The organism is Ktedonobacter racemifer DSM 44963 (genome assembly GCF_000178855.1).
Taxonomy (GTDB): Bacteria; Chloroflexota; Ktedonobacteria; order Ktedonobacterales; family Ktedonobacteraceae; genus Ktedonobacter; species Ktedonobacter racemifer.
Genome location: NZ_ADVG01000001.1, coordinates 837,219 through 862,651, shown reverse-complemented (window position 1 = coordinate 862,651; position 25,433 = coordinate 837,219). Strand labels below are relative to the sequence as shown.

General features: G+C 56.8%; 24 protein-coding genes. 2 read left to right on the top strand and 22 right to left on the bottom strand.

From position 1 onward, the window contains the following. Positions 1-92: 92 nt before the first annotated feature. The 9 genes from KRAC_RS03950 to KRAC_RS03910 form a co-directional block, all read right to left on the bottom strand. Positions 93-3,326: an efflux RND transporter permease subunit gene (locus KRAC_RS03950; RefSeq protein ID WP_007904699.1), complete on the bottom strand. Its 3,234-nt coding sequence runs from the start codon at positions 3,324-3,326 to the stop codon at positions 93-95. A 38-nt stretch (positions 3,327-3,364) separates the two neighbouring features. Next, positions 3,365-4,618, bottom strand: coding sequence for an RNA-guided endonuclease InsQ/TnpB family protein (locus KRAC_RS03945; protein ID WP_040441876.1), 1,254 nt, complete (start codon positions 4,616-4,618; stop codon positions 3,365-3,367). Positions 4,619-4,988: 370 nt separating this feature from the next. Continuing rightward, positions 4,989-5,603 (bottom strand): TetR/AcrR family transcriptional regulator, encoded by a 615-nt coding sequence (locus KRAC_RS03940; protein ID WP_007904697.1) that lies wholly within the window; start codon positions 5,601-5,603, stop codon positions 4,989-4,991. A gap of 228 nt (positions 5,604-5,831) precedes the next feature. Next, positions 5,832-7,433 carry an aldehyde dehydrogenase (NADP(+)) gene (locus KRAC_RS03935; RefSeq protein WP_007904696.1) on the bottom strand — a complete coding sequence of 534 codons (1,602 nt, stop codon included), beginning with the start codon at positions 7,431-7,433 and terminating at the stop codon, positions 5,832-5,834. A gap of 84 nt (positions 7,434-7,517) precedes the next feature. Next, positions 7,518-8,435 carry a dihydrodipicolinate synthase family protein gene (locus KRAC_RS03930; RefSeq protein ID WP_007904695.1) on the bottom strand — a complete coding sequence of 306 codons (918 nt, stop codon included), beginning with the start codon at positions 8,433-8,435 and terminating at the stop codon, positions 7,518-7,520. Then, positions 8,432-9,712, bottom strand: coding sequence for an FAD/NAD(P)-dependent oxidoreductase (locus tag KRAC_RS03925; RefSeq protein WP_007904694.1), 1,281 nt, complete (start codon positions 9,710-9,712; stop codon positions 8,432-8,434). Before KRAC_RS03925 ends, KRAC_RS03930 begins: the two co-directional genes overlap by 4 nt. Then, positions 9,709-9,972 (bottom strand): (2Fe-2S)-binding protein, encoded by a 264-nt coding sequence (locus KRAC_RS03920; RefSeq protein WP_007904693.1) that lies wholly within the window; start codon positions 9,970-9,972, stop codon positions 9,709-9,711. The genes KRAC_RS03925 and KRAC_RS03920 overlap by 4 nt, the downstream gene beginning before the upstream one ends. Then, positions 9,965-11,089 carry an NAD(P)/FAD-dependent oxidoreductase gene (locus KRAC_RS03915; RefSeq protein WP_007904692.1) on the bottom strand — a complete coding sequence of 375 codons (1,125 nt, stop codon included), beginning with the start codon at positions 11,087-11,089 and terminating at the stop codon, positions 9,965-9,967. The genes KRAC_RS03920 and KRAC_RS03915 overlap by 8 nt, the downstream gene beginning before the upstream one ends. After that, the gene (locus tag KRAC_RS03910) at positions 11,073-12,023 is read right to left on the bottom strand and encodes a proline racemase family protein (protein ID WP_007904690.1); all 951 of its coding nucleotides are present in this window, start codon (positions 12,021-12,023) and stop codon (positions 11,073-11,075) included. The genes KRAC_RS03915 and KRAC_RS03910 overlap by 17 nt, the downstream gene beginning before the upstream one ends. 141 nt (positions 12,024-12,164) lie before the next feature. Between KRAC_RS03910 and KRAC_RS03905 the strand changes: the two genes are divergently transcribed. Beyond that, the gene (locus KRAC_RS03905) at positions 12,165-12,956 is read left to right on the top strand and encodes an AraC family transcriptional regulator (RefSeq protein WP_007904688.1); all 792 of its coding nucleotides are present in this window, start codon (positions 12,165-12,167) and stop codon (positions 12,954-12,956) included. 128 nt (positions 12,957-13,084) lie between these two features. After that, a complete protein-coding gene (locus KRAC_RS60690) occupies positions 13,085-14,671 on the top strand; it encodes a diacylglycerol/lipid kinase family protein (protein ID WP_007904687.1) in 1,587 nt (528 codons plus the stop codon). Between the two features lie 64 nt (positions 14,672-14,735). Here the strand turns inward: KRAC_RS60690 and KRAC_RS03895 are convergent, their stop codons facing one another. The 13 genes from KRAC_RS03895 to hypB form a co-directional block, all read right to left on the bottom strand. Then, positions 14,736-15,266 (bottom strand): cupin domain-containing protein, encoded by a 531-nt coding sequence (locus tag KRAC_RS03895; RefSeq protein ID WP_007904686.1) that lies wholly within the window; start codon positions 15,264-15,266, stop codon positions 14,736-14,738. Between the two features lie 151 nt (positions 15,267-15,417). Beyond that, positions 15,418-15,828 (bottom strand): DUF2000 family protein, encoded by a 411-nt coding sequence (locus tag KRAC_RS03890; RefSeq protein ID WP_007904684.1) that lies wholly within the window; start codon positions 15,826-15,828, stop codon positions 15,418-15,420. An 88-nt stretch (positions 15,829-15,916) separates the two neighbouring features. Continuing rightward, complete coding sequence (locus KRAC_RS03885) at positions 15,917-16,360, bottom strand: MarR family winged helix-turn-helix transcriptional regulator (protein ID WP_007904679.1); 444 nt, start codon at positions 16,358-16,360, stop codon at positions 15,917-15,919. Between the two features lie 153 nt (positions 16,361-16,513). Continuing rightward, the gene (locus KRAC_RS03880; RefSeq protein WP_007904677.1) at positions 16,514-17,260 is read right to left on the bottom strand and encodes a hypothetical protein; all 747 of its coding nucleotides are present in this window, start codon (positions 17,258-17,260) and stop codon (positions 16,514-16,516) included. A gap of 80 nt (positions 17,261-17,340) precedes the next feature. Continuing rightward, positions 17,341-17,655, bottom strand: a complete 315-nt coding sequence (locus KRAC_RS03875; RefSeq protein ID WP_007904676.1) for a DUF5808 domain-containing protein — start codon at positions 17,653-17,655, stop codon at positions 17,341-17,343. A gap of 107 nt (positions 17,656-17,762) precedes the next feature. Continuing rightward, entirely contained in the window at positions 17,763-18,875 is a 1,113-nt protein-coding gene (gene hypE, locus KRAC_RS03870) for a hydrogenase expression/formation protein HypE (RefSeq protein ID WP_007904675.1), read from the bottom strand. Between the two features lie 16 nt (positions 18,876-18,891). Further along, positions 18,892-20,046, bottom strand: coding sequence for a hydrogenase formation protein HypD (gene hypD / locus KRAC_RS03865; protein ID WP_040442774.1), 1,155 nt, complete (start codon positions 20,044-20,046; stop codon positions 18,892-18,894). Beyond that, on the bottom strand, positions 20,033-20,740 hold the full coding sequence (locus tag KRAC_RS03860) for a D-sedoheptulose-7-phosphate isomerase (protein ID WP_007904673.1): 708 nt from the start codon (positions 20,738-20,740) through the stop codon (positions 20,033-20,035). The genes hypD and KRAC_RS03860 overlap by 14 nt, the downstream gene beginning before the upstream one ends. 155 nt (positions 20,741-20,895) lie before the next feature. Then, positions 20,896-21,168, bottom strand: a complete 273-nt coding sequence (locus KRAC_RS03855) for a HypC/HybG/HupF family hydrogenase formation chaperone (protein ID WP_007904672.1) — start codon at positions 21,166-21,168, stop codon at positions 20,896-20,898. Continuing rightward, positions 21,165-21,776, bottom strand: a complete 612-nt coding sequence (locus KRAC_RS03850) for a D-sedoheptulose-7-phosphate isomerase (RefSeq protein ID WP_040441875.1) — start codon at positions 21,774-21,776, stop codon at positions 21,165-21,167. The genes KRAC_RS03855 and KRAC_RS03850 overlap by 4 nt, the downstream gene beginning before the upstream one ends. A gap of 62 nt (positions 21,777-21,838) precedes the next feature. After that, positions 21,839-22,111, bottom strand: a complete 273-nt coding sequence (locus tag KRAC_RS03845) for a HypC/HybG/HupF family hydrogenase formation chaperone (protein WP_007904667.1) — start codon at positions 22,109-22,111, stop codon at positions 21,839-21,841. Between the two features lie 18 nt (positions 22,112-22,129). Beyond that, the gene (hypF, locus tag KRAC_RS03840; RefSeq protein WP_007904666.1) at positions 22,130-24,487 is read right to left on the bottom strand and encodes a carbamoyltransferase HypF; all 2,358 of its coding nucleotides are present in this window, start codon (positions 24,485-24,487) and stop codon (positions 22,130-22,132) included. Between the two features lie 255 nt (positions 24,488-24,742). Beyond that, complete coding sequence (gene hypB, locus KRAC_RS03835; RefSeq protein ID WP_007904665.1) at positions 24,743-25,429, bottom strand: hydrogenase nickel incorporation protein HypB; 687 nt, start codon at positions 25,427-25,429, stop codon at positions 24,743-24,745. Positions 25,430-25,433: the final 4 nt, after the last annotated feature.

Below are 25,433 nucleotides of genomic sequence, written 5' to 3'. Positions count from 1 at the left end.
GCGGGTTCTTTGTCAGGTATTGTCAAGTATTGTCAGGTATTTAAAAAGGACCCTCGAAGCAGACCTGCTTCGAGGGTCCTTTTGTGTTTCATTTAGTGAACGGCTACTACCTCAGGTGAAGTAGGTGTTTCGTCGATGATCGGGGCTGGGGGAGGCGTGGGGGCGCCAGAGCGTCCACGCGCACTCTCCGCGATGACATAGAGCGTCGGAACCACGATCAGGGTCAGGATGGTTGAGGTCGTCAGACCACCGATGACCACAATGGCCAGCGGGCGAGAGATGAAGCCACCCGAGCCTGCACCACCGATACCCAGCACCATTGGCATCAGAGCCAGGATGGTCGCGATAGCCGTCATCAGGATGGGGCGCAGACGATGGCGTCCGCCTTCGACAATCGCTTCGCGGGCCGTCATCCCCTGCTCGCGATACTGGCGTACCAGGTCAAGCAAGACGATGGCGTTAGTGACCACGATACCGACCAGCATCAGGAAGCCAATGAGCGCCGCGGCACCCAGAGGCGTGTTGGTTGCCAGCAGGAGGATAAGTGAACCCGTCGCGGCGAAGGGAATCGAGATCAGCAGGATAACAGGCTGCAAGAGGCTGCGGAAGGTCGCAACCATGATGCAGTAGACCAGAATGATCGCGATGAGTACCGCGAGTCCCAGATTGCGGAAGGTATCGGACTGGTCGGCACTGATGCCACCCAGGGAGACCTTGGCGCCAGAAGGCAGGCTCAGCTTGTCCAGGCTCGACTGCACGTTGGCGCTGACCGCGCCGACATTGCTATCGGTCACAGTCGCGTTGACTGTGGCTGTACGATTGCCATCGATATGCGTGACCTGCGTTGGCCCATTGACCTGGGTTACCGTCGCGATATCCCCAATCTTGACGCTGCCAGTTGTCGTGGGAATGCTCAGTGCTTTGATCGCGTCGATATTTGAGGCTGGATTACCCACAAAGAGATCGACATCCTGCTGGCTGCCATTCACGGTGATGTGCGTCACCGTCGAGCCGGAGTAGACCTGGCGGATGTTCTGCGCGACCTGGAAGGGGGTCATGCCAATTTTGCCAGCCTTGGTCGAATCAACCACAATATTGTATTGCGGAGAGCCCGAGGTCAGGCTGCTGGTGATATCAGCCAGGCCCGAGATGTTTGCGATGCTGTCCTGTACCTGCTTGGTAGCGTCATTGAGCGTCTGATCATCGTTGGCCTGGATATTGATAGCGATACTGGAATTTGTTGGACCCGAGTTGCCCGCTGAAACCGTCAGCGTACCCAGGCTTTTATCCGTCTCCAGGCGGTCGCGGAGATTTTTCTCAAAGACGGTCTGATCGATACCGTCTTTGGTTACGATGGTGAAGCTAATGGCGTTAGAGCCGCCACCACCAGAGAGTGATGAGAAGCTACCCGCGGAGCCAACAGTTACCTGGTAGGTTTTGATGTCGGAGAGATCGGAGATGGATTGCTCGATCTGCTTGGCGACTTCGTTACTCTTATCCAGGCTGGTTGCAGGTGGAAGCGTCAGACTAACGTTATAGGCTCCCTGGTTGGATGAACCGAAGAGGTTTGTTTGCAGCCCGCCCGCAAAAGCGAATGAAACCACCAGCAGTGCGATGGCTGCGACGACCAGGACGGTGCGCTGCCACCAGGCACCCGTGACCCAGCGTACAATCGCCACATAGCCGCGCTCAAGCCAGGAGCCAGAATGCTTCTTTGTCCCCTGTCTTTTGGCAAGTACCTCGGCTTTCGGCCCTTTGAGGAACCAGTAGGCCAGCACAGGGATAATGGTCAAGGCCACGAAGAGCGAGGCCAGCAGGGCGACAGTCACCGCCACAGAGAAGGAGCGGAAGAGTTCGCCGACCAGGCCGCCCGTAAAGGCGATGGGGAGGAAGACTGCCACGGTCGTCAGGGTTGAGGCTGTGACCGCGCCCGAGACCTCGCGTACACCGTTGATCACGGCGCTTTTCTTCTCCTCACCCTCGTTTAGGTGGCGATAAATGTTCTCCAGAACGACAATCGAGTCATCCACGACGCGACCCACGGCAATGGTTAAACCACCAAGGGTCAGGATATTGAGGGTATAGTTGCCAAAGTAGAGACCGATCAAAGCGATAACGATGGAGAGCGGAATGGAGACCGCGGTCACCAATGTCGAGCGCAATGAGAAGAGGAAGAGCAGGATCACCACGATGGCGAAGAAGGCGCCGATCAGGCCCTCGCGTGTCAGGTCATTAACCGACTGCGTAATCGATGGTGCCTGGTCAGAGATGACCGAGATCTTCGCGCCATGTCCCAGTTTGTTCTGGAGAGCGGTGATGTCCTGATTGACGGCCTGTGAAATCGAGACTGTATTGCCGCTCGTGGTTTTGACCAGCGAGATGCCCAGGCTGGGCTGCCCATTGGTGCGTGTGAGCGAGGTCGAAGGCGAGAGATCCTCCTTCACAGTCGCGACATCTTGCAGCTTGACAGGTTTAGCGGGCGCGAAAGTCTGTGTTGTGTTCGCACCAGAGATGGTAAAGCCCGCGCCCGTGCTCGTACCTGGAATGGTAACTGTGCCGGGGAAGCCGGAACCTGTAGAGGCCGACTGGCTGCCAACGACCAGATTTTTCAGGTCGTCCAGCGAATTAAGGGTGTTGCCCGCGGTGATAGGAATAGTCTTGCCATCACTCGTCGTTGAGCCAGCGGGGAGGGTGACGTTATTGGCCTGCAGGGCACCCTGCAACTGGCTAAAGCTCACACCATGATCTTTCAATTTCTGGAGATCAACTGTGATCGTTACGATCTGTGTGCGTACGCCAGTGACATTGACAGTACCAACACCATCGATACGTTGCAAATCTGGCACCACATCATGCTTGAGTGCGTCAGCCAGCACCTGCTGATCCTCATCCGCGCTGACCGCCAGCTGAATGATGGGGAAGTCAGTGAAGCTGAAGCTTTGTACCTGTGGTGTCACATTGCTCGGCAGGCTGGTCTGCGCCTTGTTAATGCGCTGTGTGACGGTCTGGGTTGCGCTATCGATGTCGGTCCCGTAGTCGAAGGAAACGACGAGGACCGCTGTCCCCTGATTGGAGTAAGACGTGACTTTTTGTACGCCTTTGATGCCCTGAATATTTTGCTCCAGGGGATTGGTGACATCGCGCTCGACGACGGAGGGCGATGCGCCCGGATAGACCGCAACAACCGAGAGTGTCGGGAACGTAATGGAAGGGAAGAGTTCCTGCTTGAGGGATGGAATAATAAAACCGCCGAGCAGGAGGATCGCGATGGTCGCTAGTGCGACGACACTTCTATTAGCGAGGCTGAGCCTCGAGAGGTATGACATACCTCGTGATCTGCCTTTCTAAATCTACTCAAATGTGCTTATGCACCCTCGAATAGATTCAATTGCTGCACTTGGCCCTCACAGGAAGTCCCCATGACTTCTACGCCGCTTTGGGTCGCCTGCAGCACATCGCACTCAGGACGAGCCTGAGTGTATGGCCCTCGCCGGGCAAGGAACCTCGTCAAGATGTTGTGAGCACTATTCTCATCTCGGTCCATGACGAGTCCACATTCCGCGCACTGATACGTTCTTTTCCACAGGGGCATGGCGTGCAGATTTCCACAGCCACTACACTGCTTAGACGTGTTGCGCTCATCTACGAATTGAAGCTCTTTCCCATACCTCTGGCATTTATATTTGAGCATCTGGACAAAGGCATACAAGCCCCAGTCGTTATAGACTGCCCGATTGAGCGCCTTGTTGCGCTCCTGATGCTCTTTCATGACCATCTGCCGCTGAGAAAGATCGCCCACGACGACAGTTCTCTCAACCAATCGCCGTGCGATGAGATGCGACGCCTTGTGCAGGCTATCGCGCTGTTTGTTGCGCTTCCTCTGCGAAACGCGCTTGTACACCTTGCTCAGATGAAGATAACGACGCGACTTCTTCTTGCACTTGCTGCGTTTCGAGCGAAGCCGATCCAACTGTTTGTTGTACCAACGCGAGCCTTTGAACCCACCGATGTGATAGATCCGGCCCTCTTCCGTGACCCCAGTTGCCAGCGTCTTGATGCCCAGATCGAAGGCCACAGTGTTGCCATCGCGTTTGGCTTGCTCGGGCTCTCGGTAGCTGAAAGAGGCGTAGTAGTTGCCTCGGCCATCGCGACTGATGGCCACCTCTCGAAAGCCTTCGGGAGGTTCTTCGGTGAGGTGAGCACGGATGGCAGGAAAGCGTTTGTGCTTGCCCTTGCCTCCTGTGGGCAACATGAGCATGTTTCCCTCAAGCGTGAGATACATCGCCGGATGACAGAGGGTAAAGAAGCCATGGCGAGGGCGCACGCGGGGAAAGCCTGGGGTTTCCCCATTGGCGACGCGACGAAAGAAGGCTCGCATGGCCCCATCCAGGCGATAGTACACTTCCGCGAGCAATTTCCCATAGACCTGATTAAGTTCAGGATCATGGGCACGGCTCTCGGCCAGCGTTTTCTTGCAGGCGTTGAAGCGCCACTTCTCACCGTCTCGCAGTTTCATCACCCACCAATTGTAGAGGCCTCTGCATTTTCCTTGCATGAACTCAAGGGTGGCCATGTCTTGCTCGCTGAGGTCAAGTTTGATTTTTTTGCAGAGGAGCATGAAGACCCCTTCCCTTTCAACACCACACTGAGAGAGAGACGTCGCCTCTTTCGCTAGAAACATCAGATATTATGGTTTAGAACACTTTTTCTTATCTGGTACGTGTAGCATACCATGCTATTGTCTCTCTGTCAACGCCTCCAAAGGTGTACAACAAGCGCACCTTTAAGCAGAGTCGCGCACATTTTCGATTGCTGTTCTTACGCTCCTTTCATAATGGCCGCGAGGCACATTATTGAAACAGTGATGGCTGTAGAGATGAAAAAAGTTCGCAGGCTCTGGTAACGGCAAGATGTTTACACATAATGGCCTGTTCAGAGCATGCTCTGGATTAGTATGCGCGTAGAAACGCTAGCTTCTGTCAGGTATCTCAGGGCTGCTCCTGCGCGTGAGGATGGTCCGGCACGTAGGTTTGCAGGACTTTGCGGACCTCTGCCTCCATTTGCTCTGGCGGTGTCTTCACCTCAAGGAAGACATAGCCAAAGATGAGGCCCAGGCCCAGACAATGCAGCAGATCTACCATCGCCTGGGAACCCTGGAGTTGCGCCTCTTCCTGATGGGCCTCTTCCTGGCAACGATCTCTGTCGCGCTGGCGTAAAGAGGCAAAAAAATCTCGTAGACGCTCGCCGATGTCGGGTCGATGAATGGAAGAAGAGGCAAAATGGAGTAACAGCAGGTAGAGTGAGCGGTCAGCATCAACTGATTGGCAAAGAGCTTGAAAGAAATGATTCAGAGAGCGCGGTGTTCCCTCTTCCGGCTGTGTTTCTTTAAAACGCGCATGCAGACGCTGAATGACATCTTCCAGAACGGCAAATAAGATCTCGTCTTTATCTTTGAAGTGATGTGTCAGGCCGCCAACTGATATATCAGCCTTTTTGCATATATCGGCGATAGTTGTCTCGGCCCATCCTCGCTGCGCTGCGAGTTCTTCAGCGGCTTGAATAATTTGCCTGCGCCGGATGGAGCGGATGTCGATCCTGCTCATAGGCTCTCCTGTGCTCTCCTTCTTGTCTCTGTTGTTATTACCTTACAGAATTATCGTTCGATAAACAGAATATACATTCTGTTCAGGTAATCGTCAAGCCTATTAGGAGTAAGGGATGAGAGGCCTTAGCCTGATCCCTCGCGCGGGGTAGGTGATGTAATACGCCCTGGCAACCGCAGGCTGCCAGGGCGTATTACCCCTTTTTCTGGCTTATGATCAGGCGCGATGCTAAGCGTGCTGCGGCGCTGCTATTGCGTCGCGTGTCCAAGTGCCGTCGATGAGGCGCCAGGCATGGGTGGGATTCTCATCCTGGAGTTCGCGCGGCAGGCGCGAGGGGCGGACATTGTCATAGCTTTGCAGCACTGTGAAGCGACTGATAGAGGCGGGGATACCGACGGAGGTAAAGCCCGCGTGCCCCGTGGAGGGGAAGGGGCCACCGTGCTGCATGGCAGGGCTGACCTCGACGCCCGTAGGCATTTTGTCATTGAGCAGGCGTCCCACGCGCTGGCGAAGGACCGGTTCCAGGCTCTGATACAGGGTCTCGTCGGCACTTCCGGTGTGGCTGTAGATGGCGCCAGTCAGGTTGCCTTCCAGGTGGTGCGCGATCTCCACCGTTTGCCGCTCATTCTCGGCGACGACGAAGAGGCTGACGGGGCCAAAGGCTTCGGTTTGCAAGGCCTCGCTTTCGTGCAGGAACTGTTCTCCGGAGACGCGTAGCAGGGTATTGTTGAAGCGGAAGCCCTGCCCTTCTACAGGTGTACCTCCCGTGAGCAACTCGGCACCATGCGCGGTAAGAGTCTTGAGGCTTTCCTGTAGCCCGGTAGAGGTGCGCTCGTTGAGCAGGACACCTGGAGCCTTTTCCTGAAAGAGTGCGGCCACGCGCTGGACAAATGTCTCGCTCTGGGTGCCACCAGGGAGAGCCACGAGTCCAGGATTGGTACAGAACTGGCCCGTACCCATCAGGCATGAGGTGGCGAATTCATTTGCCAGAGCCTCCAGGCGCTCTTCAAGCGCTCCTGGAAGGATAAAGATTGGATTGACGCTTGAGAGTTCGAGATAAATGGGCTTGCCTGCGCGGTCCGCAGCCGCTTTCAAAGCCAGTCCCGCGGGGCGTGACCCCGTGAAGCCCGTGGCACCAATCCGGGGATGGGAGACAAGCTCCAATGCGAGCTCGTTGGGGAAGTGATAGAGCAATTGAAATGTGCCTGCTGGCAGGCTAACGCTTTGTAGCGCCTGCGAGGCCAATTCCGCTAGCAGGCGTGTCGTTCCTGGATGGCCAGGATTGGCCTTGGCGATGACGGGATTACGCGCCACGAGCGCCGCGGTAAAGTCGCCTCCGGCCACGGCATTGAAGGCGAAGGGGAAGTTATTGGGACCAAAGACGACCACCGGCGCTCCCAGGGGAGCATGATACGAGCGAATGTTGCGTTTAGTATCGATGACGGGATTGGTCCAGGATCCTTCACGAGCGGCCTGCGCCCCCAGGCGGAGCTGGTTAGAGGTGCGGGGCAGCTCGGTTGAGTTCAGGCGTGGCTCTTTCGGTAGACCGGTCTCGCGATGAGCGCTCTCGACCAGGGCCACGCGGTTGGCTTCAATCAGCTCCGCGAACTGTTCGAGAAAGACTGCGATCTGCTCAGGCGAGGTCGATGAGAGCACCTCTGCCGCCTGGTGCGCGGTCGTGATTGCCTCGTAGACATCCTCTTTCCCAGAGATGGGGTAGCTGCCTTCCAGGGCCTGCCCCGTGCTTGGATCAACTGCCTGGAAGGTTCCTACCGGGTTGCGTGCCTCGCGCCATTGCCCCGCGATAAAGACTGGTCGGGTGCTACTCATCGTCTCTCCTCCTTTGTGACTTCTCGTAATCTATGCGAGTGAGCGAAGTCAGTTCTACATCGCTCACTCGCTTTTTGACACTGCTTAATCTATGACTGGTCGGTGCTTCAGAGCCTCCTCGATGATCTGTCTGGCGCTGGCAAGCTCCTCTCCTTCCAGTTCGAGGCGTGGTCCTCGCACCTGGGCGCTGCCCATGCCGACCATCTCCTGGGCCAGTTTAATAAGCTGGACAAACTTGGGAACCGTGTCCAGGCGTAGCAGCGGCAGGAACCAGTGATAGAGTGCTTCGAGCTGCGCGTGGTCTCCCTGTCCCAGGCGGACCTGTTGTGCAAGCTGGAAGAGCGCGACCGATTCTTGGGGGAAGGCATTGACCAGGCCAGCGATCCAGCCCACGGCGCCTGCTTGCACTGCCTCGACAAGGCAATCATCGACGCCCACAAGCAGCTCTAGACGCTCACCGATCAGCGCGCGAATGGCCGCGATGCGTCGCACATCGGCGCTGGATTCTTTGACAGCCTGCAGGTTGCTATGTTCACGCGCCAGTTCCGCAATCTGTTCGGGCAGAAAATCGGTCTTATAGGCCAGGGGATTGTTATAGAGCATAGCTGGCAGCGAGGTCGCGCATAAAACCGCGTCGACGTGTGCCTTCATCTCGCGCCAGTCTGTCGAGTAGACATAGGGTGGGAGGACCATGAGGCCACTACAACCTATGTGTTCCGCGGCTTGTGCCAGGCGCACCGCCTCTGTGGTAGAGAGCGCCGCGATACCAGGAATAACCGGGACACGGTCTCCGATTGCCTCAAGGGCTGTCTTGAGCAGGGCGATCTTCTCTTCAAAGCTTAGAGTTGCCCCTTCCCCAAGCGAGCCGAGTGGTACAAGCCCTACACATCCCGCATCGATCAGCCAGCGACAATGGTTGGCAAAGAATGTATAGTCAATTGTATCATCTCTATTGAATTTTGTGGTAATAGCCGGAATAACGCCTTGCCAGTTGACTTTCATCGAGAAATCTCCTTTGAGTGTGTGTCTTGCATGGATGCGAGACTTGCGACGCGTGCGGAAGCGAGAGGGGGACGGATGGCATCCTGGGTCCAGCCAAAGAGAAAATCGGTCGCGGCGCCACAGACGCGCCCCTGGCAGGGACCCATCCCACAGCGCGTCTGTAGCTTGGCACTACGCCAGCTTGTATGTTGTTCAAGCTCGCCATAAGTAACGTCTTCACAGCGGCAGACAATGGTTCTGGCATCGGCCAGGGTGCGCAGCTCCGGGCGGAGCGCGAAATATTTGGTTTGCAGGGTGGCGAAAGCGCGTGCGCGTATGCATCGAGTGAAGAGCTGGCGAGCTTCCTCGAAGCGTTCAGTCGCGGCCAGGCCTGCAATTTGCCCCTCAAGCAGAGAGAGCTCCAGTCCACCGATACCAGTAACCTCGCCCGCGCAGTAGACACCTGGCTGGCTCGTTTCCTGCCACTCATTGACGTGGGCTAACCCTTCCTGACGCTCACAGTTAAGCGCGGCTGCCAGCTCCACGTTGGGCGCGAGCCCAAAGCCACAGGCCAGGTAGTCACAATCCAGGATCAGGCTTCGCTTTCCATACTGGAGAACGACCGCCTCAAGTCGCTGTTCACCCAGGGCTCGCGTAACCCAACAACTGGTTTTTAATGGCACTCCTGCTAGCTCGCGAGCAAAGCCAGCCGCTTGCCAGAGGTACGAGGTGTGGCGTGGCAGGTGGAGCGCGAAGCGCGCCAGGTTGCTCCATGACGTTTGCTCTGCGATCAGGCTCACCCGGGCACCCTGGTGCTTGAGGTAGACCGCCACCGCCAGGAGAAGCGGCCCACTACCAGCGATGACGACTCTTTTTCCTGCGATTGGAAGACCTCCCTTGACCAGGGCCTGGAGACCACCCACTCCCATGATACCAGGCAGCGTCCAGCCAGGGAAAGGGAGAAAGCGTTCGCGCGCCCCCGTCGCCAGAATGAGCTTCTTATAGCACAGCTCCAGCGAGCCATCAGGAGTTTCTACAAGCAGTTTTCCTGGCTCAAAGGCCCCGATGACACGGGAGCGCATATAGTGCGTGATGCGCTCATTTTTGCTCTTTAAGAGCCAGGAGTGAGCCTGGATACCTGGCTGCTTTGTATGGTCGGCGCGCCAGATCTGTCCACCGGGTGCGGGATTATCGTCCACGAGAGCTATGCTAGCCCCACCTTGGGAGGCGCTACTGGCTGCGGCCAGCCCTGCTGGACCCGCGCCAATGACCAGGACATCAAAAGAGGCGTGTTTCATGTTGTCGTCACCACCATTCCTTCCTCGCAAAGTGTCTGACAACTCAGGGTGTGCTCTCGCTGGTTGATCGTGACCCGGCACTCATAGCAGATGCCCATGCCGCAAAGAGGAGCGCGAGCTTCTCCCTGTACCGAATGGCGATAGGCCTCCACGGGGAACCGGGCGATGGCCGCAGCCACCGTACTACCCACGGGAACGCGAATGGCCTGTCCATTGATTGTAAGCTGGACGTGATGATGCATGAGTTGTGTATCAGCCATGTGTCGCCTCCTCCAGCTTGCGGGTTGGGAGATAAGGCTCCCAGGGAATGGCTGAGGGGCGCGCAAGTATCTGGGCCGCGAGCAGGTGTGCCGTGCTTAGAGAGGTGGTGATGCCCAGCCCCTCGTGCCCGGTCGCCAGCCAGATATTTTCGCGCTCTGGATAGGGGCCAATGAGAGGGAGTCCATCGGGCGTGGCTGCACGCAGCCCAGTCCAGGCGCGAATGCAGGCGCAGTTCCCTAAGTCTGGCAGGTACTCAAGCGCGCCGACGAGTATCTTTGCCAGTATAGACTGCTCTATCTCGCGGGAGGCGACGCCTGGCTGGCGCGAGGAGCCGATGAGGATCTGCCCGGTTGCGCGTGGCTGGACGTTGAAAGAGACAGTGTCGCCACTGGCTGCATGGGCGTTTTTGACGTAGCCTAGCTCTACCAGTTGGTGGCGTAGAAAACCTGGATAGCGGTCCGTAATCAGAAGATGGCCTTTCTTCGGTTCGATGGGGAGTCCTGGTACGAGTGTGGTTGCCTGGACACCATTAGCTAGAACGACCTTTGCGCCACTGATCACCTGACCATCCTCCAGACGGACGCCATCATTCAGGACATGCGTTACCTGCCCATAGAGTAGCCTGGCGCCATGTTTCTGTGCTTGCTGGAGCAGCCAGTTCGCGCTACGCGGGGGATAGACAACGCTATCGCCGGGGACCAGGAGCCCTCCCGCCAGACCCGGACGTAGACGTGGCTCCAGCTCATAGAGCTGTGTAGCTTCGAGGATAGAGCTGGGAATGGTATGTGCCGCATATAGGCTGTGCTTGCGCTCTATCTCCTGCATCTCCTCGGCATTGGCGGCTACCCAGATGGTGCCACAGCGCGTGTATTCATGCTGGCCGGGCGCTTCCTGGACCAGCTCGTCCCAGAGCAATTGCGAATGGCGCGTGAGCGCAAGCTGGGCGGGACTGTCATCCATGACAACGATATGGCCCATGCCTGCCGCCGTCGCGCCGCTACCCACCGTATCGCCTTCGAGGATGCCTACGCTGCAACCTGCTTTAGCGAGCTCCAGGGCGCATGCCGTACCCACGATTCCCGCGCCTACGATGAGCACATCAAAGGTCTTGCCCATAGCGAATCCCCTTCCAGAAAGGATCGTGCTCGTCAAGGATCAGTCTCCCTTGCAGGGTGATGAAGGCTTCCCCGGTAATCTGGGGAGAGATCCGCCCATTCTCTACCTGGTAGCTGGCTATAAAACGGCTGCCGATAATGCTCTCCTGTATCCAGGACTCTCCTGGAGCCAGTTTGCCATCGGCTGCCAGGCAAGCCACTTTGGCGCTGGTCCCGGTCCCACAGGGGGAGCGGTCATAGGCTTTGCCTGGGCAGAGCACGAAGTTTTTGCTTTGTGTGCCGGGGGAACCCGGACCAAAGAGTTCAATATGATCGATGAGTGCGCCCTGTGCTCCGGTGATTCCAGCCCCTTCCAGAGCCTCGCGAATGCGCCAGCAGAAGGCGGTGAGTTGCTCGACACGCTCAAAACTGAGGTCTTGCCCATGCTCCTCTACCAGGAAGAACCAGTTGCCACCCCAGGCGATATCGCCCTTAAGAGGGCCATAGCCCGCCATGTCGATGGTGATCTGGCTGGCATAGCGATAGCTGGATACATTGTGAACGGTAACGCGTCCATCCTCATGCAGCTCAGTTGTGACGATCCCAACCGGGGTTTCGATCAGGTGCCGCCCGGGCTGAATACGTCCCAGGTGCGCCAGGGTCGCAACCAGGCCAATGGTTCCATGCCCGCACATGCCCAGGTAAGAAACATTATTGAAATAAATGACGCCAGCGCTACAGCGCGGATCGACTGGCTGACAGAGGAGGGCTCCCACCAAAACATCTGAGCCGCGTGGCTCATTGATAACTGCACTGCGGAACCAGTCAAACTGCTCGCGAAAGATCCGTAATCTCTCAGAGAGGCTCGTCCCCGTTCCCAGGTCCGGCCCCCCCTCAAGCACGACGCGTGTTGGCTCACCCGCAGTGTGTGAGTCAATCACATCGACATAGCGCATGTCTTTACCACCTTCTCTTTGTTTCGTACAAGTCGGAGCTTAAAAATTTTGTACGCCTTTATCTTATGCGCTAGGAAGGCACAGTTTCTTGTACAATTAAGGAAAGATATATGCGGATTTTGGCATAAGTGAGGTGCGAGAATGTCTTCGTTCCAAACAGAGGCGCGCTCAAGGCAGTCGGTGGAGTGGGTAATGTCTGCTCGCCAGCAGCTCGCGCATGCGCTCATTGACCCCTTTTTCGTCGAGGTGCTTTTTGATCAATTGTCCGATGTCGTTTTCTTTATCAAAGACCTGCATGGTAGATACCTGGTGGTCAATGATGCATTGAGGCGGCGCTGTGGGTATAAGCAGAAGAGTGAGCTTTTAGGTCGTTCATCCCTGGAGGTCTTCCCAGCCGAGTTGGGGGCGATCTACCTGGCTCAGGACCTCGAAGTAATCAGGCAGGGGCGAGCGATCTCGAATCGACTTGAGCTTCACTTGTATAACGATGGTGTGCGTGGCTGGTGTCTGACACATAAGATTCCTTTGCTTGACCAGCATTCCCAGGTCGCTGGACTGGCCGGTATTTCGCGCGACCTGCGTATGCCCGATGAAGCTCACCCTGTCTATCAACGACTCTCCGAGGTTGTGGCTCATATCCAGCGCTTCTATGCTCAGCCGCTCAGGCTCGAGGACCTGGCTGCGATCTCACACCTCTCTGTATCGCAACTTGAGCGACATATGCAGCGTATCTTTGAACTAACCCCCAAGCAATTTATTATTAAAACGCGTCTCGAAGCGGCGACACGCCTGCTGGAAGGCGATGCCTCCATCACGACCATTGCCCACGCCTGTGGTTATACCGATCACAGCGCATTTTCAAGGCAGTTCAGGCAGGTCGTTGGTCTCGCACCTGCGAAATATAGGGAGCTTTTTCGCAGCCATAGGACGTGAAGTATCGCATGGTTGCATCTAGTCTTGGGCTGCTCACGTAAATAGAATAGAGTGAATATAAAGTGGAAAATATGTTGAAGAACAGTTTAAAAAACATCATATACTTGTAAAAAAAGAGAGTTGGTATTATGCAACGCGAAAAAGCATTATTAACGATCAATCCCCGAGCCGGGCAGAACGTTACCAGGATTCCGGATGTCGTCTCAGTGCTCTCTGCGGCTGGCTGGGAGACCGAAGTGGCCCTGAAGCAGTACGGCGGCCAGTCGATTGAGATGGCGCGTGAGGCCAGCGAGGATGGTCATGATCTCGTAATTGGCTACGGTGGTGATGGGACAGTCAACCAGGTGGTAAATGGTGTTATGCGCGCGAAGAAGCCTGGCAAGAGCGTGGTGGGCGTCATTCCAGGGGGAACGGCGAACCTATGGGCTGGTGATATTGGTGTGCCAACTGAACCTGTCAAGGCTGCCCTGGCATTGGTGAATAGCGAAGTTCGCCGTGTCGATGTAGGGCGCGTAGAGGTCTCCTCCGTCTCTTTCCCGGAGAACATAGAGGCTCAGCGGGCGACACAGAATGGGAAGAAAGCGAAGAAGCGCGCGCGCAAGCAGGTTGGTTCGCGTGTACGCAACCATTTCTTGCTCATGGCGGGTCTGGGCTTTGATGCCGAGGTCATGCGACATGCTCCCAAGCCGCTGAAGTATCGGCTCGGTCCGCTTGCTGTTGGCCTGACGGTCGCGCAGAAGTTGCCTGACCATCAGACCTTCCCCATTGAGATTCGCGGCGTTGGTGAGGGCGGGGAGAGCGATATGATCTGGCAGGGCGATGCGCTCCAGGTCATTATCGGTAACACCCGTCGCTATGCCATGGTGCTGGAGACCACGCCTGAAGCCTATATTGATGATGGTGTACTTGACGTCTGTATCATCATAGGCGGCGATCCAGTCTCAACCATGCAGCAGGTAGGTTCGCTTTTATTGCGCCATAAGCCTCACAACACGACGAGTCAGTACTTCCATGGCTCGCACCTGGAGATCAAGGTTCCAGCCTCCGTGCCTATGGAACTGGATGGAAGCGCGGTCAAGCTCAAAGACTACGTAAGCAAGGATGACTATGAGCTAATTGGCCAGGTGGAAGACTCCAGCCAGGTGATGGTCTCCTATCGCTTCGACGCCCTCCACAAGGCGCTTCCCATGGCCTTCCCCTGTACTTACAACGAGGAACTGTTCCAGCATCCCCGGCGACATAAGAAGCTGGACCCGGAGCAAGAAGAGGAACATAATAAGGCCAGTGACATTGGTGACAAGAAGAAAGATGACATGGCACAGACAGAACTGCAAGTGGCGACCGAGCGGGTCATTTCGCAGCCGGATCATTCTGTGGATGTGGAGAAAGAGAAGCGCCAGGAAGAGATTCGTGCTGAACTGCCGAGTCTTGTTACCTCGCTCTTCGAGAATGGGCGCAAGGTAACCGTGATAGGGAAGGCGCAACACCCGGAGAAGCCCGGCACCTATATCGTGGCGGGTACGACGCTAAACGCCTTGACCAGCGAGCAGAAGCCCGCCGCGGTCATTATCGGTAACAATACCGAGGTCTTCGACCAGAACGGCCAGCATATCCCCAGCTCTGCTGTCGCAGACATTCATGAGGGCGCCACGATGGTAGTTGAGGGCAAACGCAGCAAGCTTGGCGTGATCAAGGCTACGCGCGTGGTCCTTTAAGGGGAGGAGGTGTGAGATGGCCCCTGATTGTCGCAGGCAACCAGGGGCTACCTCGCACCTCCTATTAATCCAAAAAACTGACGCCATACTGGCGGGCGAGCTTCTCCAGGCCCTCTGGCGTCAATGCATTCTGACGAATGCGTTGCCCCATGGTGATAAAAAAGTCTTCCAGCCCGGCTGGAGTGACCAGGATCAGGATATGTCCATGCCCTGATCCTGTTGTGTGAAAGGTGTGGGGGATGTTGCGTGGCCCGAAGATGGTCATCCCTGGACTGGCGGAGACGAGATTATCGCCAATGCGAAACTCGTAGTTGCCTTCGAGGATATACCACGTCTCATCCTCACGTGTATGGACATGTAGCGGTGGTCCGACATTAGGAACCGAAGAGTAGGCATTGATCAAGAAGAAGGCTCCCCCTGTCTCCTTCCCGGTCAAGGTAATCGCGGTCGGATCCTCGGGAGAGCCCGCGATACTAATTCCTTCGCCGGGCTGCCTGATGAGGGGCTGGAGAGCAGGAAGTGTCTGGACCTGTGTATGTGCCTGTTGGCTCGCGTTGCGCTTCCTTGCCTCATAACCTATTTTGTTATCTGGCATAGAGTCACCCTTTCTGCTTGAAGAACGGGGAACAGGGAGACATTGGCTTCTTGAATGCAACAGAGAGAGGCCAGCTATACTGGCGCTTCTCTGATCAGTATAGCCCCATTGACAAAGATTGCTATGCGCAAAAGTAGCAATCTTTGTCAAATTATTGATGAAACTTTAGCTTGTCTACGATCTTGTCAATCACTTTTCTCTCTGCTCTGATGGCGAGACCCACTAGATTCAGGTTCTCTCGTTCGACACCGCGAACAACTTCACGATTGGCGGCATCATGGGTGGTCGAAAACATCTCTTCTGTATAGAGAGCAGGCTGTACTCCTCGTGTGAGGGCGCGATCAAGCGCTCGTGCTAGCGCGGCATGATCCGCCCCATAAATCAATATAGGCTGACCAATGAGTCGCAGATATCCATTTCCGGATGCATCTTCGTATGGTTCTCCAATACTTTGTGGGTAGGATGCAGCAATCCCGCTTGCCAGGAACGCTGCCACATTCATTTTTTGCCAAGAAGCCAAATCGTCTCGAATGATCAACGCAATTTTGGTATCAAAGAGCATAAAAATAGTCCTCACTTTACAATTTTCTATGTGAGTCCCCGGGAGGGTACTGCTCTCATAATATTCGCGCTTCTCTCTCAAACCACTATCAAGTAGTAGTTGGAGGCTCCGTCTGCTTCCATCTAGCGAGGGTTGTGAGCAGATTCCGTAAAATTTTCCTTTCTTCAGAAGAGAATTCGCCGAGGAAATCCTGATTCATTTGATCCATCTCGCGATCCAGCGGAGCTTGGAGATCACGTCCGCGAGTAGTGAGCGCAACTCTATTCACACGACGGTCGGTCGCATGTGCCTTGCGCTCAATTAGTCCCGCATGTTCTAGGCGATCAAGGAGTCCGGTCATCGTCGCGCTGTCTAGCAAGAGGCGCTCACCTAGTTCGGCACCACTCTGCTGATCGTGCTCCCAGAGGACCTTGAGTAGTGCGTATTGCACTGGCGTAACACCATACGGGGCTAGGCGCTGTTTGGCTGACTGAGTGACCCGTTGATATGCCTTGCCGAGATAAAAGCTTAAACAATCCTCAATCTGATCCATGAGCACCTCCTGTTGAGAGAGGAAGGGATACGTTCTTGTATTAATATATATGTATGTAAGTATAACGTAGACATAATACTTTTGCAATAGTTACTTGTATACAAGGTGAATTTTGTGCAAGAATGCAGCTACTAATTCTTGCACAAAACATTTTCAAAACGTAGGTGCAGGTGCGCGGCGGAGAGAGAGATTTTCCAGGCTCTCGTGGACGTAGCGGGGGAGGAAGAAGCCCGCTAGAAAGGCCACGCTGGCCGCGACGAAGGGGAGATAGGGGGTCGCAAACGTGTGAGCCAGCCAGACGCTCAGTAACAGGAAGAGTCCTGTGAGCAGGCCACCTACCAGGCTGACTATCATCCCTTTGATGAGGGAACCAAAGATCGTATCACCCAATTCGCGACGAAAAACCTGTGCCCCCATCCGCTTGAGCAAGGCGCTTCTCTCTTGTGGCTCAAGCGCCTCGATGGCGCTGACCAAACGAGCGCGCTCCTCTTTGGTGAGCTTGCGTGTGAAAAGCGAGCGTAGCATGTGCAGAAAATCAAGCAGGGCAAAGAGCAGGAAGCCAAGGAAGAAGGCTATCAGGGTGGCGAGCGTGGTCAAAAAGGCTGAGCCTGGGGCTTGTAACAGCGCCAGCAGGAAGACACAGGCGATCGCCGCCACGATATAGATAGCTGACCAGAGGATGCCTTTGACATAGTGCTCGATAAGCAGTTTGAGCGCCAGGTGTGGTACCTGGTGCTTAAGAAACTGGATGCCAGCCGCCCCCAGCACCTCACTCTTCTCTTTTGTACCCAGCGGGCGCGTGGCTTTAAAGAGAATCTCAATCTTCTCCCGTGTCGTAAGGAGAGGGAGCCTGCTCTGAATAAGCTGGTGCGAGCTTACACGCTTTGGCGGCTGGTTCATCGTCTTATGTGCCTTCCTCAGAGATAAGAGTCAATGTTCTATATGCTAAATTAAAGCAGAAAAACATTGCTCTTTCTCTCTTATACGCGGCTAAGCTCACGTTCCGCTTCATTGCGTGATTTGGGGTGCACAAGAGGATAGAAGTTGATGGTCCAGCCTACCCCGAAGATATGAGGTGTGAAAATGCTTGAGGTGTTGGGGTTCCACATTCGCTCACGGATGCGCTCAGGCGTGGGGGCGCGGAAGTCATAGGGCACGCCCAGGATCTGCCCCTCCCAGGTGCGCTCCTCTTGCGGTTTGCGCAGTTGCTCACGCAGGGCGGCCCCGGTCAGCGCGATTACGGCCACGCCAAGCGCGGCGTTCTTGACGTCGAACTTTTTCCGTCGTCGACTCATGATTTGTATGTCTCCTTGTTTTTCATCTTGATAATGAGCGTGGTACTCATAATCATTTACGTGTATCGGTATTCCCGGTTGCAATGGATATGCTCTCTCTGCTATTTCTAACAGATGCGAGGCAGGGGATCGCCTACCAGCATGTCCAGGACGCGCAAGCCGCCGATATCAGTATGCAAGAAGACCATGCCCGGCGGCTCGGCCTGGACGGTGCCGATCAAGGCTGCCTCGCGCCCCAGGGGATGCGCGTGGAGCACATCAAGGGCGTGCTCAGCCTGCTCTGGCGCGACGACCGCCAGCAGCTTGCCTTCATTGGCTATGGTCAGGGGGTCTAGGCCGAGAATCTCGCAGGCGCCACGCACTCCGGCATGAACCGGGATGGCGTGTTCTTCGAGGCCAATTGAGACCTCTGAGCTCATGGCCATCTCATTGAGCGAGGTCGCGACACCTCCACGCGTAGGATCCTTCAGGCAATGCACGCCCTCGCCCACGGCTGAGAGCAGCGCCTCAGTCAGGGAGTGTAGCGGTGCTGTATCGCTCTCGACGTCGGTCTCGATATCGAGGGCCTCGCGAGCCATCATAATTGCGATGCCGTGATCCCCTACAGGCCCGTTGAGTAGGATCTTATCCCCCGCTCGCAAGAAGTTCTGTCCCATATTCCATGTGGCCTGGATGTGGCCGACACCAGCGGTATTGATAAAGAGACCATCGGCCTTGCCGCGCTGAACGACCTTGGTATCTCCCGTCACAATTGCGATTCCCGCCTCGCGGGCGGCATTCGCCATCGAGTCGACGATGCGGCGTAGCTCGCTGATGGGAAACCCCTCCTCCAGGATAAAGCCCGCGGAGAGGTAGAGTGGCCTGGCGCCCGCCATGGCCAGGTCATTGACCGTGCCATGGACCGCGAGCTTGCCGATATCGCCACCGGGAAAGAAGAGTGGACTCACCACATAGGTATCGGTAGTGAACGCCAGTCTTGGCTGCTCGCCAGTGACGGTGAAGATCGCTGAATCATCCATGATATCTAGCATAGGATTAGAAAAGGCCGGTGCGAAGACGCCCTCGATGAGGTTATGCGTGGCCTTGCCACCGCTACCGTGGCTTAGCGTAATGCGTTCATCTCGCAGGTAGAATTTGTGCTTGCGCGCCTGCCGCGTGCGCTCAATCTTCTGTAAAACGCTCTCAACCATGTCCGGGCTGCCTGGGATATGTGCTTGCATCGCGACCTCTCCTCTTTTATGAGCGGGTGGGAATAGTGGCGTTCGATTGTATATGCAGGCGGGAGCGCTCGGCCGCCATCGAGAAGCGTCCATAGTTAAAGTAGGCGGCGCAGGCCCCCTCCGGCGAGACCATGCAGGTGCCGATAGGTGTCTCAGGGGTGCAGGCCGTGCCAAAGACCTTGCATTCCCAGGGCTTGATCACGCCCTTGAGCACTTCGCCACACTGGCAGGCCTTGGGATCGGCCACGCGTAGCCCCGGCACGTCGAAGCGTAGCTCGGCATCCCACTCCGCGAACTCTGGGCGGAGCTTCAAAGCGCTATGCGTGATAAAGCCCAGTCCGCGCCACTCGAAGAACGGGCGTAGCTCCATCGTGCGTGCCATGGCCTCCAGGGCTTTGATGTTCCCCTCCGGGCGAACGACGCGCGTATACTGGTTCTCGACCTCTGAGCGCCCCTCGCTGATCTGCTTGACGATCATATAGACCGATTGAATAATGTCGAGTGGCTCAAAGCCTGCGATGACGACTGGCTTGTGATGCTGCTGCGCGATAAAGTTATAGGGTCGCATGCCGATGACCATACTCACATGTCCAGGTCCGACAAAGCCGTCCAGGCGCAGATCGGGCGAATCAAGGATGGCCTTGATGGCGGGAATGATGGTCACGTGATTGCAGAAGACCGAGAAGTTGTGCACACCTTCGGCCTTGGCGCGCAGGAGTGTAACCGCTGTTGAGGGTGCCGTCGTCTCAAAGCCGATGGCGAAGAAGACCACCTGGCGGTCGGGATATTGACGGGCCAGCTTAAAGGCGTCCAGGGGTGAGTAGACGAAGCGCACATCAGCTCCCTCGGCTTTGGCATCCAGCAAACTCCCCTTAGAACCCGGGACGCGCATCATATCGCCAAAGGTAGTGAAGATGACATTCTCCATGCGCGCAATCGCCAGGGCATCATCGATGCGACCCATGGGCAGCACACAGACGGGGCAGCCTGGACCATGCACCAGGTCGATATTGTGTGGTAGGACGTCCTCAATCCCATGTTTATAGATGGTGTGGGTATGCCCGCCACAGACCTCCATAAGCTTGAGCGACTGACCCTGGCTCAGGCGGTCTACTTCCGTGGAGATGCGCTTCGCCAGTTCGGCGTCGCGGTATTCATCAATGTATTTCATGCCCATTCGCTTGCTCTTTCTGTTGCTGCTCGCTGAGCAGGACGTGTATTATTTCAAGGAGCGCGTGATAGACGGTGGCCTGCGCCTCCTGGATGCGTGGAATATGGTCGCTTGGTGAGTTGATGCAGTAGTCAAGCGCCTTCGAGCGCAGCATTTTTCCGCCCTCGTAGCCCGTCAGGCCGATGGTCAGCATCTGTTGCTTTTTGGCCTGCTCCAGGGCCAGAAGGACGTTCGCGGAGTTGCCGCTGGTCGAGACGCCCAGCGCGATATCGCCGGGATGGCCAAAGGCGATGACCTGGCGTAGGAAGACGTTTTCATAGCCTACGTCGTTGCCTACCGCCGTGACGACGGCGATGTCATTGGTGAGGGAGATGGCTGGCAGAGGTCTTCCTCCTGGAAAGGGCGGGTCCAGCAGCTCGGCCACGATATCCTGGGCGTCGGTCGCGCTGCCGCCGTTGCCAAAGGCCAGGAGCAGCGCTCCATTGGTGAAGGCGTGCGTCATGGCCTCGCCCGCGGCTACGATCTGCTCTTCAAACTCCGCGAGCGTGGCGCGCCTGAGCGCCACGACTTCGTGGCATTTCTCCAGTGTGGAGTGTCGTACCTCCGCCAGCACCTCTGCTACATCAGCTTTTCCCCCTTCAAAGAGGAAGGGATAGAAGAGCTTGTCGTATTCTGAACCTTGTGCTTCACTCATCGCTTTCCTCCTCCTACTTTCTCTCCAGCGCGGGATGCAGGTCTCTCTTGCTCTTGCTTTGCCCTCACATCGTTTCATAGGAGCATTTGGGAAAGAAGAAAAAGGAAACGGGGACACCCCGCGCCCCGGCAGGGGAGACCCCTGCACCCCCTTTTCTAGTACCGTGATATACCTGTGCCTCCATGTACCAGGATCATGTCGCCTGGCTCCAGGTGATCGAGCAGCGTGACATCGACCTCAGTCTGCTCATCTGCAATCTCTACCAGCGCTATTCCACATGCCTCGTCAACGCTCAGAATGCGTGCGGGTAGCGCTTCGTCTGAGCAGGTGATACAGTGCCCATCCACACCTGTAGTGCAATTGCTGTATGTATCCTGCATCCGTTGCAAAAGTGTCTCTTCCTGATTGTGTGCCTCATGTTTCTTCATTGCGAAAGTAAGCCCTCATGCTCGAAGAAGACGTGAACCAGTTCCCAGAGGACGTGATAGAGCGTCTCATGCGTCTCTTGAATGACCAGTGGATCGTTGGCCTGGACGACGAAGCAGAAGTCGAGATCACTCCGCGCGATCTCTCCGCCATCACGCCCCAGCAGGGCCAGGGTTAGCAGCCCTTGTTGCCGGGCTTGTGCCAGCCCAGCGAGTACATTGGCGTCCTGCCCACCAATGGAGTAGCCAATGGCGATATCCTGCGGGCGCGCCAGGGCTTGTAGTTGGCGCGCGAAAGGCATGGTAGGCGCGCCACCAGCCATTAAACCGCTAATGGTGGCGCTATCATTGGTCAGGGCCATGGCCGGAAGGGCGCGTTTCCCCACGATGACCGGGTGCACAAACTCCACCGAGATATGCTGGGCATCGGTGGCCCAGGCCCCATTGCCAAAGGCAATCAGGCGGCCCTGCTGGTGGAAGCGGCGCGCCATGGCCCAGCAGGCCTCCGCGATATGCGGGGCCTGAGCGGCGAAAAACGTTTCGGGGACCGAGGTGCTCTGGGCGAAACGGGCCTCGACGAGTGTGCGCAGGTCGACATGTTTTTGTGGCATTGCTTGCCTCATGCTCTCCCCCTCAATCTAGCGTAATAATAACTATGGCTGGCTGGATAGATCTATTCAATTTGGCTTGAGCGCAGCATCTTCAATTCATCGGTGTAGACATCGCCCATCTGGTGGAGGGCGGTCATCGTCTCCTGGGCCTCGTGCTCATCGATCTTGCTCATGGCGAAGCCGACATGAATCAGCACCCAGTCGCCAGGACCAATGCCCTCAGGCCGCACCAGTCCTACATTTACGTTGCGCTTGACGCCCGAGACATCGACTTTTGCAATCGAGTTGGCGTCGTCAACAATATCTACAATCTTGCCAGGGATGCCGAGACACATAGCGTTTCTCCTTTTATATTAGCTAGTTGCTGTACGCAGACGCGCCGCCGCTGTGGCGAGCTGCCCCAGGCAGAGCCCGCCATCATTAGGTGGGACCTGCCGATTGACGTAGACGTGAAACCCGGAGGCCTCCAGGCGCCGCTGCACTTCTTCAAGTAGGAAGCGATTCTGGAAGACGCCCCCGCTCAGCGCGACGCGCCGTTGCCCGCTGCTCGCCCCTAAATCGCAACAGATTGTGGCCAGCATCTCCGCAATAGTGTGATGAAAACGAGCGGCGATATTGGCTGAGGATTCACCACGCTTCATATCTTCAACTATGGCTCGTATGGTCGGCGCGACATTCAGGAGCCTGGGATGCTGTTCGCCCTGCTCCTGGATGGCGAAGGGATAGCAGTCGTCTTCCATGCTCAGGCCTGCCTTGTGCGCCAGGATTTCAAGCTCAATCGCTGCCTGTCCCTCGTAGAGCACCTCCCGGCGTAGTCCCAGGAGCGCGGCCACGGCATCAAAGAGTCGCCCCAGGCTGGAGGTGGCTGGACTATTGAGCTGGCGCTCGATCATCTGTGAGATGGGTCTCCAGGCGCGGCGATCAAGCATATGCGTGAAAGGGATGGGTAGCTCAGGGAAGCTCGCGCCAAAGGCCTGGTCCAGGTAGACCGCCGCCATGCGCCAGGGCTGACGGATAGCTTGCTCGCCCCCTGGGAGCGGTACGTAGGCCAGGTGCGCCAGGCGCGTGAAGTCGCCAAGCGTGGCCTCCATAATTTCGCAGCCCCAGATGGCGCCATCCGTCCCATATCCCGTGCCATCGGCGGCGATGCCGAGCACGCTCCCCTCAAGCTGGTGCTCCGCCATGACGCTGGTAATGTGCGCGTGGTGATGCTGTACTCCGATCTTCTGAGAAATGTCCGTCTCAAGGGCATATTTGGTCGCCAGGTACTCGGGATGCAGGTCGTAGGCGATGGCCTGGGGCTCGATATCAAAGAGACGCTGAAAGTGCGTGATGCCCTCACGGAACGAGGTTAAGGTCTCCCAATTCTCCAGGTCGCCAATGTGGTGGCTGAGGAAGGCACTGCGTTGCTTGCCAACGCAGAAGGTGTTTTTCAGATGTCCACCACAGGCCAGCAGGGGGACAGGCAGGTCAAAGCTCAGCGCGATAGGCTCGGGCACATAGCCGCGTGCACGGCGCAGAAACTGTATCCCTCCGCCAATGACGCGGGCGACCGAGTCGTCGGTGCGCATATGAATCTCGCGGTTATGGCTGAGCATACCCTCCGCGATGGGGGCGAGACGTGTTCGCGCATCCGCGTCGCGATAGGCAATGGGCTCCTCGCTCAGATTCCCGCTTGTCATCACGAGGACTGGCACACCTTCCGCCCCTACGCACTCACGAAAATGCCGGAGCAGGAGATGGTGGAGTGGGGTATAAGGCAACATCAGTCCTAGAGTGTCATAGCCTGGCGCGACACCAGAAGCCACCGGGTTCTTGGGTAGCTGATCAAGCAGAACAATCGGGCGGCGATGAGACTGGAGCAGAGTCGCCTCGTTCTCGTGGATATGGCAGAGCTGTTGCGCTATCTCAATATCCGGCACCATGAGGGCGAAGGGTTTGGCCTCGCGTCGCTTGCGCTGTCGCAGTCGCTGCACAGCTTCGGCGTTGCAGGCATCACAGGCCAGGTGATAGCCACCCAGTCCCTTGATGGCGAGGATGACTCCTTGCGCAAGCTGCTCAGCTGCGAGCGCAATCTGATCTCTCTTCGAGTCGAGATCGGCTTGTGTTTCTTGCCATGCCTGGAACTGCACATGGGGGCCGCACACAGGACAGGCGTTGGGCTGAGCATGGAAGCGTCGATTGGCCGGGTCCTCGTATTCCGCCTGGCAGGCGGGACACATGGTGAAGGCGCGCATGGTAGTCTTCTCCCGGTCATAGGGGACATCCTGGATGATGGTGAAGCGCGGACCACAGTTGGTGCAGTTGATAAAGGGATAGGCGAAGCGCCGGTCGCCTGGCGTGAAGAGCTCGCGCAGGCAGTCAGGGCAGGTCGCGCAGTCTGGCGAGATGAGGGCCTGTCGCTCGTCTCCTGCCTCGCTGTGAGCAATGCGAAAGTTTTGCTCATTGCAAAGGGGAATGGACTCTACTTCCATGGTATCGACGTGTGCCAGGGGAGGTGTGTCATGGCGCATAGCGTGCTGAAAGCGCTCAATTTGTGCAAGGACGCCCTCGACCTCGATGGTGACTCCCAGACTGTTGTTGAGCACAAAGCCTGTCAGCCCGCACTGGATGGCCTGGGTGTAGACGAATGGGCGGAAGCCTACGCCCTGGACGATGCCCCGGATAGTGAGGCGTCTACGCTCAATTGTCGTGTCACTGACCGTTGCCATGACTGCTCCTTCGCAGGGCTACGCGCGTCACTGCGACCTCACACCTGATCCTTCCCTAATCTATACAAAAACGCTAGAAAACGCTCTACACTCGGTAGGGACCCGGTTTACCGCGTCCAAATGCCATTCATGGTAGTGCAGCGCAAGCCAAAAACCTTTGTGGCAACAGACGAACCACTTTCAGCGGAGTGCAATGGAACCTTTGGGCTGCGCCTACGGGCGATTAATCGCCTTCGGACGCGGTAAACCGGGTCCCTACCAGATGGGAAACGGACGCGGTAAACCGGGTTCCCTACCGGGGGGAAGCGACTTGAGCCAGTCGCACCAGGCTGGTAGGCCGGTACCTGTTCGGCAACTTACCTCGAAGATCGTCAGATCTGGATTGATAGCCCGCGCCTGCCGTTTGACCTTTTCCCGGTCATAGGTGACATAGGGCAGAAGATCCAGTTTGTTGATGACCAGGGTCTGCGCGCTGGCGAACATCTCGGGATACTTGGCTGGTTTATCATCTCCCTCGCTGGTGCTGACCATCACTACGCGAAGGTCTTCGCCCAGATCCCAGGCGGAGGGACAGACCAGGTTGCCGATGTTCTCAATGAAGAGCAGGCGCAGGGGTGCCAGGTCCATCTGCGTGAGCGCGTCACGCACCATATGCGCCTCCAGGTGGCAGGCCCCACGCGTATTGATCTGGACGGAGATGCCACCTGCCGCCTCAATACGCTCTGCGTCCGCGCTGGTCTCAATATCACCCTCGATGACGCCGATGCCGATGCGTGTATGCAGGCGCGCAATAGTCTGCTCCAGCAGTGTGGTCTTCCCGGCGCCCGGTCCGCTCATGAGGTTGATCGTGCGGATGCCGTGTGCTCGTAGCTGCTGGCGTATCTCCTGGGCGATATCCTCGTTGACCGCCAGGATCTTTTGCGCGATGGTAACCTTGGGCATGCTC